Origin of the sequence: Alcanivorax sp. 24 (assembly GCF_004360225.1) — a bacterium.
Lineage (GTDB): Bacteria > Pseudomonadota > Gammaproteobacteria > Pseudomonadales > Alcanivoracaceae > Alloalcanivorax > Alloalcanivorax xiamenensis.
Genome location: NZ_SNUA01000003.1, coordinates 115,451 through 130,182, shown reverse-complemented (window position 1 = coordinate 130,182; position 14,732 = coordinate 115,451). Strand labels below are relative to the sequence as shown.

11 protein-coding genes are annotated in these 14,732 nt (G+C 62.0%); 3 read left to right on the top strand and 8 right to left on the bottom strand.

All coding sequences use genetic code 11. From position 1 onward, the window contains the following. Positions 1-9 precede the first annotated feature (9 nt). The 7 genes from E0L37_RS05465 to E0L37_RS05435 form a co-directional block, all read right to left on the bottom strand. Positions 10-795 carry an OmpA family protein gene (locus E0L37_RS05465; protein WP_133490768.1) on the bottom strand — a complete coding sequence of 262 codons (786 nt, stop codon included), beginning with the start codon at positions 793-795 and terminating at the stop codon, positions 10-12. Further along, complete coding sequence (tagF, locus tag E0L37_RS05460) at positions 792-1,790, bottom strand: type VI secretion system-associated protein TagF (RefSeq protein WP_133490767.1); 999 nt, start codon at positions 1,788-1,790, stop codon at positions 792-794. Before tagF ends, E0L37_RS05465 begins: the two co-directional genes overlap by 4 nt. After that, positions 1,783-5,535: a type VI secretion system membrane subunit TssM gene (gene tssM, locus E0L37_RS05455; protein WP_133490766.1), complete on the bottom strand. Its 3,753-nt coding sequence runs from the start codon at positions 5,533-5,535 to the stop codon at positions 1,783-1,785. The genes tagF and tssM overlap by 8 nt, the downstream gene beginning before the upstream one ends. 8 nt (positions 5,536-5,543) lie before the next feature. Then, the gene (locus E0L37_RS05450) at positions 5,544-6,989 is read right to left on the bottom strand and encodes a hypothetical protein (protein WP_133490765.1); all 1,446 of its coding nucleotides are present in this window, start codon (positions 6,987-6,989) and stop codon (positions 5,544-5,546) included. Between the two features lie 6 nt (positions 6,990-6,995). Next, positions 6,996-7,490 (bottom strand): hypothetical protein, encoded by a 495-nt coding sequence (locus E0L37_RS05445; RefSeq protein WP_133490764.1) that lies wholly within the window; start codon positions 7,488-7,490, stop codon positions 6,996-6,998. After that, entirely contained in the window at positions 7,487-8,779 is a 1,293-nt protein-coding gene (locus E0L37_RS05440) for a PAAR domain-containing protein (protein ID WP_133490763.1), read from the bottom strand. Before E0L37_RS05440 ends, E0L37_RS05445 begins: the two co-directional genes overlap by 4 nt. 159 nt (positions 8,780-8,938) lie before the next feature. Beyond that, a complete protein-coding gene (locus E0L37_RS05435) occupies positions 8,939-9,730 on the bottom strand; it encodes a M15 family metallopeptidase (protein WP_133490762.1) in 792 nt (263 codons plus the stop codon). A gap of 177 nt (positions 9,731-9,907) precedes the next feature. Between E0L37_RS05435 and E0L37_RS05430 the strand changes: the two genes are divergently transcribed. From E0L37_RS05430 to E0L37_RS05420, 3 genes are all read left to right on the top strand, one after another. Beyond that, positions 9,908-10,744 (top strand): hypothetical protein, encoded by an 837-nt coding sequence (locus E0L37_RS05430; RefSeq protein ID WP_133490761.1) that lies wholly within the window; start codon positions 9,908-9,910, stop codon positions 10,742-10,744. A gap of 72 nt (positions 10,745-10,816) precedes the next feature. Then, positions 10,817-11,764, top strand: coding sequence for a pirin family protein (locus tag E0L37_RS05425; RefSeq protein ID WP_133490760.1), 948 nt, complete (start codon positions 10,817-10,819; stop codon positions 11,762-11,764). A 196-nt stretch (positions 11,765-11,960) separates the two neighbouring features. Next, complete coding sequence (locus E0L37_RS05420; protein WP_133490759.1) at positions 11,961-13,220, top strand: MFS transporter; 1,260 nt, start codon at positions 11,961-11,963, stop codon at positions 13,218-13,220. 38 nt (positions 13,221-13,258) lie between these two features. Here E0L37_RS05420 and E0L37_RS05415 read toward each other — a convergent pair whose 3' ends face one another. Beyond that, the gene (locus E0L37_RS05415; RefSeq protein ID WP_133490758.1) at positions 13,259-14,659 is read right to left on the bottom strand and encodes an amidase; all 1,401 of its coding nucleotides are present in this window, start codon (positions 14,657-14,659) and stop codon (positions 13,259-13,261) included. Between the last annotated feature and the right edge of the window lie 73 nt (positions 14,660-14,732).

The window sequence follows — 14,732 nt, the reverse complement described above, 5'->3', positions numbered from 1 at the left end:
CGAGCGTGGTCAGAGAATGCGGAATTCGATGCGCCGGTTACGCGCGCGCCCTTCGGCTGTGGCGTTGTCCGCCACCGGTTCATCCGGCCCTTTGCCGACCACCCCCAGCCCCTCCTCACGCACACCCTGCTCGATCAAGTAACGACGCACCGCGTCCGCCCTGGCATAGCTCAACGCCACATTGCTCTGACGGCGGCCGACATTATCCGTATGACCAATGATCTGGACATGGGCCTCGCCCATATCGCGCATCACCTCGGCCATCTCATCGAGGATGCGTTGTCCGTCAGGCGTCAGCCGGTCACTGCCGCTCTGGAACCGGATCAGGCGATCCGCCAGAGTATCGTCCAGACGTTGTTGGCGGGACTCTCCAAGACGCAGACTGTTGGTCACCGTGTAGTCCCGGCTGCTCGCCATGCTCAGGGCACTGGCGACGCGCTGACGCAGAGCCTCGTTATCCACTTCTCCCGTGATGCGGACACTCTGGCCTTCGATGCTGATCTCGCCGCCGCGGATCGATTTGAGTTCCGGCGACAACATATTGGCCACGTATTGCCCCCAGTTCGGCGGCGCGGGCACCGCTTCCACCTGGATGCGATCCACAACCCGTTCCTCACCGTAAATATCGTGCAGACGCTCCAGCACCGCCGCCCGGGTGGCTTGATCCGGAACCACGCCCTTGGCCACCACCGGCGGCAACGAAGGCTTCTCCGGAGCCTCCTCCGCCTCCTGCGCGAACGACACTTGCATCAAGCCGCCGCACAACAACGTCAATATCCCTTTGCGCCAGCTCATATTTCACCCCCGAGAAAGGTTTCCATGAAAAAGCGCCGGGCGCTGCCCAGGGACAGATCGCCACGGTCGATGTAGCTGGCGAGCCGGTTCAAGCTGACATTCATGGCCATATAGTCCTCTACCCAGTCGGCATCCTGCACCGCGATCAGATGGGATTCCGCCACGTTCGGATCCCATACCGAGCGTAATATTTGATGATCAGCGCCATTGAAGCCGACGATCATCGCCGGTGTCTCGCCACCGCGAATCAACACCGCCAGTTCGAAATCACCGCGACGAACAAAACCGGTCAGCATGTCCAACCACCAGGTCGCTGTCAGCGCCTGCGTTTCCGCCTCCGCCGGCAGGGGCAGGATCAACCCCTTGTCGATGCTGACTTGTTGCTGGCTCATCAACGGTTGCAGCAATAGCCCCAGCGCCGGCAGGCTTCGTTTAAGCGCGACCGAGGGGTATCCTGCCCGGCGCATGCTGCTCTCAAGTCCGGCCAGCGTCTCCTGCTCAAGCAATTGTTGAAAACGGCTCTCAAACGCCTGCGGCTGAACGTCCACGGTGAAATCCCGTTGCCCCAGTTCCACCAATTCCGAGGTCGCGTCCTTGCTATGAACCGCCCGGCTCGATTCCGCCGCCAGTTGCCGCCAGGCCGGAAACAGCGCCAACGGGCTGCGGGCGATGAATCCGGCGGTATCCGTCACCTGCAGCCGTACCGCCGAGAGGAACGGATAACGGCGCTGGGAAGCGTCGCAGCTGGGCAGCATATGGCCGGCAATCGCCAGTTGGCTGCGTGAGCCGAGAAACGCGAAGTGGAGCCAGGGCGCCTGATCGTACAGTGTTTTCCAGTCCGGATTATGGCTGAACTGATCCAGGCTGCCGGCCGCCCAGCGGTCCAAGAGCGACATCAGGCGATGTTGATCGCTACTGCGAACAAAATCCCCGCGAGAAGGCAGCTTGCCGAAGTATCCTGCCTGTACGGTTTGCGTATCCGCCGTCTCACTCATCCTCGCCTCCCTGGCTGGCAAGCTGCTTGTCCGCGCCTTGTCCGGCAACGATCCGAGGCAATCTCAACCCTCGCTGCCAGCTGTCACTGTCGCTACCGGCCCCCGCTCTGCGGACAGTGCGCATTTCCATGGAAATGGACACCGTGCCTTTACTCCAGGTCACCGTGCTGCTGTCGGACCGGCTTTGCAGCCTGGCCGCGTCCATCAGTTGAACGAAACCGTTCTCTCCGGGGAAGTCTGCCAGCTGCACCTGGCGCCCGTCGCTGGTGGTGGCCACCAGCTTGGCCCCCGGGGTGGCGCCACGATTGGGCCATTGCATGGTTTCCCATTGCGGCGGCGTGTTTCGATAACGCAGCGACTGGCCATCGATTTCCAGCACGTACTCCACCGCGCCAATAGCCGGCGCCGGCAGGATTTGGAAGATGGTGACGTCGGTTTCACCGGCGCCGCCACTCTGGCCGCTCACCCAATCGCCATAACCGCTGACCAGTTCGGGGGAAAGACGGATTCCCATTCCGGCCCAGCGACGTGGTGTCAAAACATTGCCCCGTTGAATCACCAGGCTTCCCAGTGCCTCCTTGTTGAAGGTGGCGATGGCGCCGGAAGGACCAAAGATCGTCGCCACCTCGGTTTTCGGCGCGTCCTCATCGGCGCTCAGATCGAAGGGGAATTGCTGGCCGATGCCCTGATCAAACGGTTGGTATACCTGGGCTTGCCAGGTCCGGTTGATTTCGTTTTCGGCCGCCGGAACCAGCGCCGCGAAGGTCTGCGTGAGCGGTTGCAGCAACAGCGGCCTGAGCGCCTGTTTTTCTTCCGCGCCCATCCCGGTGAGCAACTGCTCGTCCACCAGCCGCAAGGCGGAGCTCAGTTCCGATCCCTGATTGCTCAGCGTTTCCTGCATCAAAGTGCGGGCGCCGGGGCCAGGCACTTCCGCCATTTTGATGTCGTTCAGACGGGAGCGTGTCGCCGCCAGGGCATCGAAATAGGCATCAATGGCCGGGGCTTGCCCACCGCGTTTCTCCATCAACTGAGCAAACCCTTCGAAGGCCTTGCCTACCGGCCCCAACGGCGGCAGCATGGCCTCCCCGGTTTTGTCGTCGATTTCGAAGGACATTCCGGACATACCCGCCGGAGCACGCCGCAGGATCACACGCTTGAACCAATTGACGATACCGCTGCTCTGCTCTGAACGCTCACTGACCCGGGCATACAAAGCTCTCGGGTTATCCCACACGGTCTGCTCGTGCACCGCTTGCAACAGGGCTTTCAACGGAGAGCTCTCGCTGTTGCCGAGCCGATTCATGGCGCTGGTGGCGTCATCAAAGCCGGATGAGAAACCCGCCACGCTGACGCCACGCAGGAAGCGCTGCCATTCCGCGGCATATTCCTGCTTGTAGAGCGCGGTGAGCTGACGGGCGATGTGTTCCGGACTGCCGGCCAGGGAGAGATCACTCTGCTCAGTGGTGTCGAGCACCCAGTCCGTGGTGTTGAGCTCGGTATTGGCGGCTTCGTGGATGGCGTCCTTGATGTAATCTTGCCAGGCTTCCCGCGAGAATGCCCCGGAAATGGCGTAGCTGCCGTTCAGCAGGTTCTCGCCGTTGGCGCCGGCCAGCAAGGAGTTCACCGTAATGGTGGAGAAACGGGCGGCGGCACGGGCCTTGATCTGGGCGAAGACCCTTTCCATCGCCGGCTGCCCTTGCATCACGCCACGCAATGCCTGACGGGTGTCGTTGACCAGGGAGACACGGGTGTCGATCTCCGGCCACCCCGACTTACCGGCGTTGGCGACATAGAACGTCATTAGTTTTTCCGCGGCCCGCGCCACATCCTCATGGCTCATCTGCCCCCGGTTGGCGTCGAGCCAGCCACGCCAATAACGGGTCAGTTGGTTGGCCAGATGGGTTTGTTCCACCCGTTCATGATCGCCGAGCATCAGATAGGCTTTGAGCGCATTGTAGGCCTCGGCCGGATTCCTCGGCGAAGGCGGTACGTACAAGGTGGTGCGCGCTTCTTCTCTGTTTTCCTCCATGGACAACTGGTCGGCGTTCGCCACCACCTTGCCCAGATATTCTTCCAGGCGGGCCCGGGTCGGCCGCACCATCACCTGGTCCATGCCGGCGAAGTATTCCCTCCATAGGGCAGCTTCAATGTTATCGCCCTGATAAAGCCCCATGGTGGTGGTGATGCCGCCGTCACGGCGGTACTGACGCAACTGCTCCAGCCGGTCCTGCAGCAATAGCAAAGCGTCGATGCGGGATTGCAGGTCGAGCCGCCCCTCCTGGATCTGAACCGCCTGCTGCAAGTCACGGGAGGCGTTCGCCACCAGTTGCCGGTTGGTGGTGTAAGACCATGCCCAGGTGCCAAGCAGCGCCGCCACCACCAGGGCCCCCGCCAGAAAGGCACCGTAACGCATGCGGGTACGGTAAGGGCTGGAGTACTGACGAACCAGTTCCTTGTCGGCGAAGATCACTTTCCGAAACAGGTCCTTTAGAAAATGGGCCTGATCCGGTTTGCTGCTGGTCGGTTCGTCCTTGTCTTGCCGCGGCGCCAGGGAAAACTCGTCGGCAATTCGTTCGGAGGCATGCAGTACCGTTTCCCCTTCGTGCAATGCACTGGTGAAGTAGAAACCACGGAATACCGGTTTGAACTGATACGGATTGTCCTCGAACAGACTGGCGATAAAGGTCCGCAATACCGGCTTCAGGCTGACGAATTCCAACGGTAGTGTCAGCAGGCCCGGCGCCACCTCCCTGCCCCTTTGCATCGCCATGTGCGAGAGGCCCATTTCCTTGAGACCTTCCGCCAGTTCATCGAAGTGCTGGTCGAAAATCGACAGTTCGTCCACCTGGGCCTGGGGGTCATAGGGCAAGGTAGCGCCCCACACTTTTTCCCGCTCGGAGGGGTCCAGACCGCTGAAGAACGACATGAAACCGGCGATCAGATCGGCCTTGGTAAAGACCACGTACACCGGCGCGAACACTTCCAGCCGTTCGGTCACCTCCTGCACGCGCTGGCGCAGATTGCGGGCCAACTCGATGGCGAATTCCGGCCGGTTTCCGGACAGCTCGGCGATACTGGCGGCGATGATAATGCCGTTGATCGGCGCGCGCGGGCGGTGTTTTTTCAACAAGTCGAGGAAAGACAACCACTCGCCACGGTCCTCGCCGCCCACCGAGTAACGTCCGGCGGTGTCCAGCACAATACCCTCGGCGGTAAAGTACCAGTCGCAATTGCGAGTGCCGCCAATCCCCTGCACCACGCTGTTGCGATTGTCTTCAAACGGAAATTTGAGCCCGGAGTTAAGAATGGCGGAGCTCTTCCCTGCCGCCGGATTGCCGATGATCACATGCCACGGCAGCTCATAAAGCGCCGCCTTGCCTTTGAGAACGCCCAAACGGGAGGATTTGATGGCTTTGACCGCTTCCTGCATGCGGCCACGGACCTCCTCGATATCACCCCGGTCCTCCGCCTTGGCATTGCGGGAAGCGCGCTCGGCCTGCTCGTTCATCAAGCCGTCGATATCCCGAGTGGCACGCCTTTCCCGCCAGCGCCGTATTGCCCAGCGGATCAGCGCGAACAGTCCGAGCACCAGCGCCACGACCAGCAGTACAAAACCGATCTGGCTGCCAGGGTCTCCGCCCCGCCACAATAAGAAAATCCCGATCACCAGCGCCAAGACCGCCCACAATCGGTAATTGATCAACCAGGCGCCCAGGCTGGCAAGCCCCTTTCTCATGCCCGACATAAGTGTCCTTACTCCGGTTCCGCTGCCGCCGTCAGCGACGGCTTGGTTTGATTCTGTTGTGCCCGCGCGGCGCTAAACACAGCCACTTGCCGGCCTCTCTCTTCATCCACGAACAATACTGCGACGCTTTCATGACCCTCACGTAACGCCTGCCACACCAAAGCCAGCATGACCGCCGGCGTGGCACCCTCCAGCGCTCCGGTGCGCCCCAATGCCAGTAACTGGCGGCTGGCGTCCAGTTCCGGGTTTAAACTCAGAGCCAGCAACGCCGCCTCCTCGAAAGAGCCGGCGCGATAATCCGCATTACTGATCAGCAGTCCCGGCCGCGGATGATCCGCCGCTTGCTCCGGGCGCAATGCTTCCGCCAACTTCCGAGCCCGGGTCTGCGCACTCTCCGCCCCCTGGCAGGTCACCTCATAGGGGCCCCGGCAGGACATCCTTGCGGTGCCGGTTTGGCCTGTCCCCAGCAGCACACCGGCGACCCCCTCTCCGGGGATCACGCCTTCAGGGGTGCGGCTGGTCATCAATGCGCCTCGCTTCTGCAAAGTCTGCATTCGCGCCGGATCGATCAACGAGTCCGCTGCCAGCCACAGTTGCCACTGCTCTTCCCTGTCCGGCCGGGCCAGCCGACGCCAGAATGCCGTTCCCGTACGGGTATCCTCGAACTGAAACCGCCAGTTCAGGCCCACCGCCAGGCCCAGGTCCTCGATCCGGCCGCGCATCATCTTCTCGCATAGGGGCACCAGTGAAGGAGAGGCCGCCGGCAACGTCACCGACACCAGTACCGGTGTTGGCCGCATCGGCGAGGAGCGATGCCTCAGGCCCGCGATGACGCGTTCATCCGTGGGCCCCTCCTGCTCCGGAAGAACGGCGGCCAGTTCCATCAGCAACTCATCAAATACGGGAAGCAGCAATGCCAGGCTACGACGGGCCGACTCCTCCACGGGCAGGGTCATGCCCGCGAGCCGGTTCAGCTCCGATGTCACCGCGTCCAGTGAGGCCGCGGTCAGCAGCGGTAGCGGCGCGGCGAATAATGGGAGTCCCTGGGCGTCACGCAAAGTGCCATGGAGCTTCGGCGCTTGCGGCGTCATCAAACCTTGCAGCGCTTCTTCCGGTGTTTCACCCGCCGGCAAGCGCAGCGCCGCGGCAAGCAGATTCAGACTGGTCTGCTCGGCATCCGGTCTTTCGGGGGACTCCGCTGGCGTATCCGCTTTATCGTTGGCGGCGGCCCGACGGTTACTCCGCCAACGTGCCACTGCCCATAGCAACACCAGCACCACCAGTGGCGCCAGCAGAAGCCAGCCCACCGCCTCGCCTACCCCGGGATCGGTGTTTCGGATGCGCCAGAAGAGAATCGTCCCTCCCCAGAACAGGGCGAAGACAACAATGACCAGCACGATTCCCTTCAGTGTTTTACCCAAAGTCACCAGTTCTTCCCGAAACGTTTTTGCCATTCATGTTTAATTTGCAACGGGGCAGGCATCGGGCTTCACCCCCAAGTCATGAACCACCCGGCCTCCGGAGGGGGATTGGGACAAGCAAAAGTGGCTGGAATACCATCGGCCGCTACGGTCATCCCCAACGCGGGAGGTGTTCATCTGAACTGAATAGATTAGCCCTGAATGAAGTTGTTCAATGGCAGGCGGCAGCTCATGCATCTGTGCATCTACATTCTCGAAGGCCTGACGCCAGAGAATACAATCCTTCTTATTGATAACTGGCCTGGGAGCATCAATCCCGTCCACCCAAAGGATCTCCCCTTTTTGCCCACCCTGATCAAGGCGGGAAACTTGAAGAAAGCTCACCGTCCAATCCGAGAACCCTGAGTCCTTCAACGCAAAACAAGGAACGCCATTTTGATCCAGAACACGGGCTGTCCCTCCATAGTGAGAAACACTCGCAAAACAGCCGTTTAGAAGAATCAGTGCAGGGATTAACAAGACGAATTTCCTCATTCGTTCTCTCCATACTGATAATAATCGGCGCTGCGTTCCTCAGATCTCTTCTCGCGGCGTGCATCCCGTCTTTCCTTTCCGCCGCCGGGCAAATTGGCCACGTCACCGGGGTCACGCAGAAAATTTTCCAGAATCATTTCAAGCAAGGGCAAATGGGAGAACACCTTATAACGGTCCTGAGCTACCCCATATCGGTTGCCAAGAACTTTCAGCGAGAAATAGTCACCTATGATGTCGCCCTGCTGTTCCATGTTGTAATCGGAAAACCGTGCGGCAGGGTCGGCATCATACTCATAGGGCATGAGCCACCCGAGAGGGTTACCGCGCTTCCACTTTACCGGAAACCCCAACTGGTACTGCCAGACATGGGTCATTTCATGCATGAACCAAATCTGCCCCGAAGGACCAGAATCACGATCATTAGAGAAATCTTGTTTGAATTCCTTCGGATTGAAATACATCTCTCCATTAGGGGTCATTGCCGTATCGTTGGGCTGCAGCCCAAACCACAAATACTCGCCGTTGTGGACGCGGACCCGTCCGTAGTCGATGGAATCACCAAATATCAGCCGGGCCATGGCGATTTCCCCGGAGGTCAACCCTCGTGATTCGCCTTCCGGCGTGGCCACGGTGGCCAACGAGCTGCCCACCTGCTGGTCGCTGGTGGTTACATTGCCCACGTCGACCTCCAGACTGGATGCCTCATGCCCGTGTCGTTGATCACCGCAGCATTCCGGCCGCGAGGAGGAAAGTGTCGCCTTGACCACTTTTCTAGGCTGGTCGGTTTCAACACGACGGCTGCGCCCGTCATCATCGGTTTCCCCTTCGACCACGCTGCCGTCGTCCATTTCCAGCCGGTAGCTAACCCCGGCCAGGGGCGCTCCCTTGGCGTTGACGAAACGTATTTGCTCATCGTATCGGGAAGTGCGGGCACCGATGACCGCGGCGGAAACGCCCACGACCGTGGCAAGACCGGCAGCCACCGCGCCGAGATCGCTACCTTTTTTACCGCCACCGGCATCCACCACGGACCCTGCCTGACTGGAAATCAGGGTCGCGCCGCAAGCGGTCTTGTCACCATGGCGGGCCACGGGCTGGCCGTCGACGAGATTGGTGGGATCGCCAGTGGCGATGGTGGTGATGATGGGGGAAGGGCCGTGTTTGGGGCAGATGACCTTGTCGCCGACCCGGGCCACTCCCTTGCCGTCGATATCGGTGGTGGTGGAAGCACCGATGACGGTGCCGCCATGGTCGGTCTTGTCACCCAGTACTATGATCGGCCGTGACATATCGCCAATCCTCACATCCTGTGAACGGAATCTTTCCTTGCGCCGGTACCGGATCGCTTGCCGGCCAGTAAACCGTGGGGAAGTATATCAGGGTTCCACCTCGGGGAACCAATCGCGTTGGCATTGTCGGGAAATGGACGGTTGGTAAATGGACGGGCCCTAGGAACCATTCCGGGCGTCGAGCCGGGCCTGACGCGCCCGCCGGGCCGCCAGGCAGCGGTCACGCGACTCCACATGGACGTAGTCCTTGAGGTTGGTCCAATCCCCTCCCCAGGTTAACCCCGCCTCCTTGGCCAGCTCTCCGTACAGGAAGTAGGCCTGGCGGGTCCACGCGTCCTCCATGTCCCATTGCAGCATGCCGTCCCTGAGCGGCGCGCTGTCCACCGCCAGTCCATATTGGTGGCAACTGCGCCAGGCTCCGGCCAGACTGGCCCCCTTGCCCATCAGTTTCTTCTGCCGCTCGGCGTCACGAAACCCCTCCACCAGCACCATTTCGACGCCGTATTGCTGTTTCATCACCCGGTAGATCGCCAGTACCCGCTGGCGCAGAGCACCGTCGACCTTGTCCCAGCGGCGATCAGCACTGATCACCTCCGGATGGAATCGACGCATTTCGGCATTGGTGAAAACCTCCGGAGGCGGCGCAGGCGGCGGCACCAGCCTTTCGCCGCGCAGCAGTTCCGCGATCATCGAGTGGGATTCCGCCAGATCGGTGCCGCGAAAGGGCTTCAGCTCCACGTTTTGACGCAGCGAGACCACCAGCAGCGGCGGCACCACCAGAACCAGCGCCACCACCACCGCCAGCACGCCATGGCGCCGCATCTGGTCAGGCAGGCGCCATCGGCGCGTTGGCGCGGCCCTCATCCCCCGTCTGCGCTCGGGTAGCATCCACCAGCCAAGCCCGAGGCACAGCAGCAAAAACAGTGTGATCAACACTACAATCAGAAACACGCCATGCCTTCCATGTCGATACCGTCGTTGACGGCACTCCCCCAGTAGTTAGAATGCGGGTGGGTAATTTAACGGCAAGGACAGCTTTTGAATACCGGCCACTCAGCGGCGCCAAGTCTTGTGACCTCCGGTAAGGACGCGCCCGATACTGCCCAGGGAGGCAGAATACTAGCGGACATGGAAGAACGCCCGGCCAAAAAGGGCGTTCCCGATGCCCTGTCGCGCCTGCGTCGCCTGTTCTCACCGATCACACTGGTCGCCGTCGCGCTGTTGCTGGCCTTGCCCTGGTTGTTCGCTCAATGGTGGTCCACGCCCATTCCCCCGGCTCAGCCTCCCTCGTCTCTGGCGTCCTCCTCCCAGACGAAAATCACACCTCCCGCGGCCGCCACGGCGCCAGAGCCGGTAACCGGAACCGTTTCGCAAGCGGATCCTCTGGCGCGGATCGGCGGGGCGGTGATCATCGATGACCGGACCGATGAGATCGCCGGGGAAGCCAAGGTGTCCCGGCCGGCCCCTAACGGCATATCGTCCCCGGTGGCATCATCCTCCCAGGTGGCCACGGCCGGGCAACCACGAACATCGGCACCCCGCCGCACCGACAGCCGCCTGGCCACCGCGGCTACGACGGTACGCTCCGGTTCACGGGTGAACCGGCTGGACCCGGTGGAAGTGAAAAACGACGGCACGCTGGGCCCGGTGCTGCACGATCTGGTGCGCGACGGCCATCTCAGCGAACAGCATCGAGACACCGAAAGCAGCCGCAATGAGGCCATTGATGCGCTGATGTTGCGGATTTACGGCGAAACCCGGCAGACCCTGGCGTCCCTGTCGGAGCCACCGGTACCGCCGGTGTCCACAATTCCGCAACTGCCCACATCGCTGGCGGTGCAAAAGCAACTGCGCGCCTGCCCTCCACCCAATACCCTCAATGGCATTCAATGCCGCAATGAGGTCTGTAGCCGTTACGCCGGCCAGGACGCGGCCTGCCCCACGCCTCGCGCCAGAGCCCGCTAAGCCGCTTTACCCGACCTGTTCCGGCGGGGATACTGAAGTTCTCCCCCAACACCCCCTGCCCGGGAGCCAGCCATGAGCAACGTCACCACCGGGGCGGAGCTGATCGACTGTCCGCAAAACTGCGAGCGTCCCACCGTCCGTGCCCTGCCCTCGCAAAGCAAGATTCTCGGAAGCGGCCTGCCGATCGTTCGCCATCTGCCGGTCCGTGAACAACGACGTATCGGACCCTGGTGTTTTCTCGACCATATCGGCCCCACGGATTTGGAGGCCGATAACGGCGTCAATGTCGGCCCCCATCCGCATATCGGATTACAGACCGTCACCTGGTTGTTCGAGGGTGCGCTTTTGCATAAAGACAGCCTCGGCCATGAGCAGGTTATCCGCCCCGGCCAGCTCAACCTGATGACCGCCGGCCGGGGCATCTGTCATTCCGAGGAAAGCCCTCCCGGCTTCTCCGGTCCGATCCATGGCTTGCAGTTCTGGATTGCCCTGCCGGAATCGGATGAAGACACCAACCCGGCCTTCGCCCACCACACCGATCTGCCACAATGGCGCCAGGGTGATGCCCTTGTCACCCTGGTGGTCGGCGAGCTGGACGGCCGTCGGTCTCCAGCACGGGTATTTTCTCCTTTGGTTGGCGCCCACATCCGCGCCGATGGGGATACCACCCTGAGCCTGCCAGTGCCGGCTTCCTTCGAGTTGGGCGTCTGTGTCAACCAAGGCCATGCCCGCCTGGAGGGCGCTCCCATGGATACCGGCAGTCTCTATTACCTTGGCCAGGGTCGCGAGCAGGTGACGCTGGAGTTGGACGACGGCGCGGACATCATGCTGCTTGGCGGCGAGCCTCTCGGGCAACCGGTGTTGCTGTGGTGGAATTTTGTCGGTCGTGACCAGGCGCGTATCGAGACGGCCATCAAGGACTGGCAGCGCTATCCCAACGACCGCTTTGGCGCGGTGGAGGCCTACGACGGTGCGCCGTTGACGGCCCCGCCCCTGGATCCTCGCACCAAACTGAAATGAGCCGTTCTCGCCTGGGCGGCGTTGCCCGCCCTGTTGCCCTCACGTCGGCGACTGTTCCGCCGCTCTTTGGTAATGATGGAATTGACCTACCGCTCGGAATGTAACGCTTGCACTTTGGTTCTTTAAGATGTAAATCATAGTCGGCCTGATCACCGGAGCCGGCCCGGCGCCGGTTTCGAAAGAAGGAATGCATACCATGACTCGTCAGCAGACCGGCTCCCTCTATTTTGGCTGGTACATTGTCGGCGCCGCGACCACCATCACGCTGCTCACCGTGGGCATGCGCATGGGAATCGGCCCGTTCTTCAAGCCCATCGCCGAGGACCTGGGGTTGAGCCGCACGGTGCTCTCCACCATCGTCGCCCTAGGCATGCTTGCCTATGGAATCGGCATGCCGATCGCCGGTTTTCTGGCGCAAAAGTACGGCAGCCGGGCAGTCTTGCTGCTGGGGACCGCCATCGTCGTCGTTTCCAGTATCTGGTCGGTTAATGCCACCGATCCATTCAGCTTCTTCATGGCCTTTGGCATTCTGTTGTCACTGGGATTCTCCTTTACCAGTCCGGTGGCATTGACGCCGGTGATCAGCCGATGGTTCACACGCCAGCGCGGCAAGGCCCTGTTCTATCTCTCCACCGGCTCCATGGCCGGCATCGCCGTGATGACGCCGCTGTTGACCTTTACCATTGAACGCTACGGCTGGCAGCACACCCTGATCGGGTTCACCGTGCTGTTCGTGCTGCTGGTGATCCCCGCGGCACTGATGATCATCCGCGACGAGGCCCCCGAGCATACAGATCTGCTGCCCGGCGACAGCGGCGGCGGCAAATCCGCGCCGCCACTGGCCCCCTTGGCACAACTTACCAGCCTGGCGGCGATGCGCACCCTGCCTTTCTGCAAAATCGCGCTGGGCCTGTTTGCCTGCGGTTTCAGTATGAATCTGCTCGGCAGTCATGGGGTTCCGATGCTCACTGACCACGGTTTCGATCCCATTACCGCCGCCCTGGGTATCGGTTTGATCGGCCTGGTGGCGATCCCCAGCACACTGGTGCTTGGCCATCTCGCCGACCAGGTCCCTCGCCGCAACCTGCTGGCGGCCATCTATTTGATTCGTGGCCTCGGTTTCATAGGTCTGATGATGGTGCCCTCGGTGTGGTATCTGTACGCCGTGGCGGCGGTGGGCGGCATCGTCTGGGCCGGCAGCATCGCGCTGTCCTCGGCGATTCTGGCCGATGTCTACGGTATCCGTTCGGTGGGCGTGCTCTACGGTTGGGCCTACCTGGGGCATCAGATCGGCGCGATGATCAGTTCCTGGCTGGGTGGCTGGGGTTACGAAACCTTTGGTACCCATTGGGTGGCCTTTGGCAGCGCTGCCGCCATCCTGGTGGTGGCCGGATTGGTGTCCTTGCGCCTGCCCGACGCCCGCTTCTTCCGACAGCCCGAGCCGAGCCGGGCATGATCCGGCGGGGCACGGGCCCCGCCTTTGCGTACCGACAGTCAGACCTGAGGATGACGGCGGTGCCAGTCCGTCATGCGCTGAAAAGCCCAACCCCCGCGAACCAGCAGGTCCTCCCGAAAATGGGGCGCGACCAGTTGCCAGGCCACCGGGGCACCCTCCCCGGTGACACCGCCAGGCAGTGTCAGTGTCGGGTGTCCGCTGAGGTCGAAGGGACAGGTGTAGCGCATCATCCCCCCCATCAGGGCCTCATCGTCGGCGAAGGAAGCCATGGTCTCCACCGTCACACCAGTGTAGGCGACGGCGGGGATCAGCAATAAATCGACATCGTCGAACACCGCCTCCACCCGTCCGCGGAAATCCGCCCGCCGTAGTTGCAGCTTCTGGTAATCCATGGCGTTCAGCGAGCGCCCGACTTCAATCAGCGCCGACAGCACCGGGCCATACTCGGAGCGACGGGACGGGTAAGTCTCTTCATGGGCCACCGCCGTTTCCAGGCCACACAGCGGGCTCCAGTCCGCCACCGCCTGATCAGTGTCGGGGAAACGCACTTCACGGGGTTGCGCACCGGCACTCTCCAGTACCTTGAGGGCTTCGCTCACCGCCGCCTGGGTGGCCTGGTCCGCCGGCTTCATGCCCCAGTCGGGATCAAATCCCAGGCGCAGGCCGGCCACGCCCCGGGTCATCAGTGCCAGATAATCCGGTACCGGTTGCCGCGCGGCGGTGGGGTCCAGAGGGTCGGCACCGGCGATGGCGCCCAGGATAGCGGCGGCATCCGCGGTATTTCGCGCGATTGGACCGATGTGGTCCAGCGATGCCGCCAATTCGAACGCCCCATGCCGACTGACCCGCCCCCAGGTGGGCTTCAAACCGGTGACGCCATTGGCGGAGGAAGGAAAGCGAATTGAACCGCCCGTGTCGGTGCCCAGGGAACCAAAGCACAGCCCGGCGGCGGTGGCCACGCCGGAGCCACTGGAAGAGACACCGGACCACAAGGTCTCTCCCCAGGGGTTGATCGGCGCGGTGACATCCGGATGGTGGTCGGCGAAAGCGCCTTCGGTTTGCTGCAGCTTGCCCAACAGCACAGCGCCGGCATCACGCAACCGCCGTACCGTGGTGGCGTCCTCCGTGGGCACATGATCACGCAGGATCGGCATGCCATGGGAAGTGGCGGTGCCGGCGGTCCACAGCAGGTCCTTCACCGCCAGTGGCACGCCATGCAGCGGACCTCGGGCCTGCCCCGCGGCGATTTCCTTGTCGGCGGCGCGGGCCTCCCGCAGTGCCTGATCCGCCATCACGGTGACGTAGCTGTGCAAGCACGGATCCACCCTATCCACCCGCTCCAGCATGTGGCGGGTAACCTCTTCGGAGGATCGTTGCCGGCTCTGGATCTGCCGGCCCACTTCCATCAAATCCAAATAGTGCAGTTCATTATTTGTCATTTTCATTGCTCCTCGAGCCCGGATTAGCAGCGTCAACGCTAGCAAGCCCGTCGACCTGGTGCTGGACTGAGAA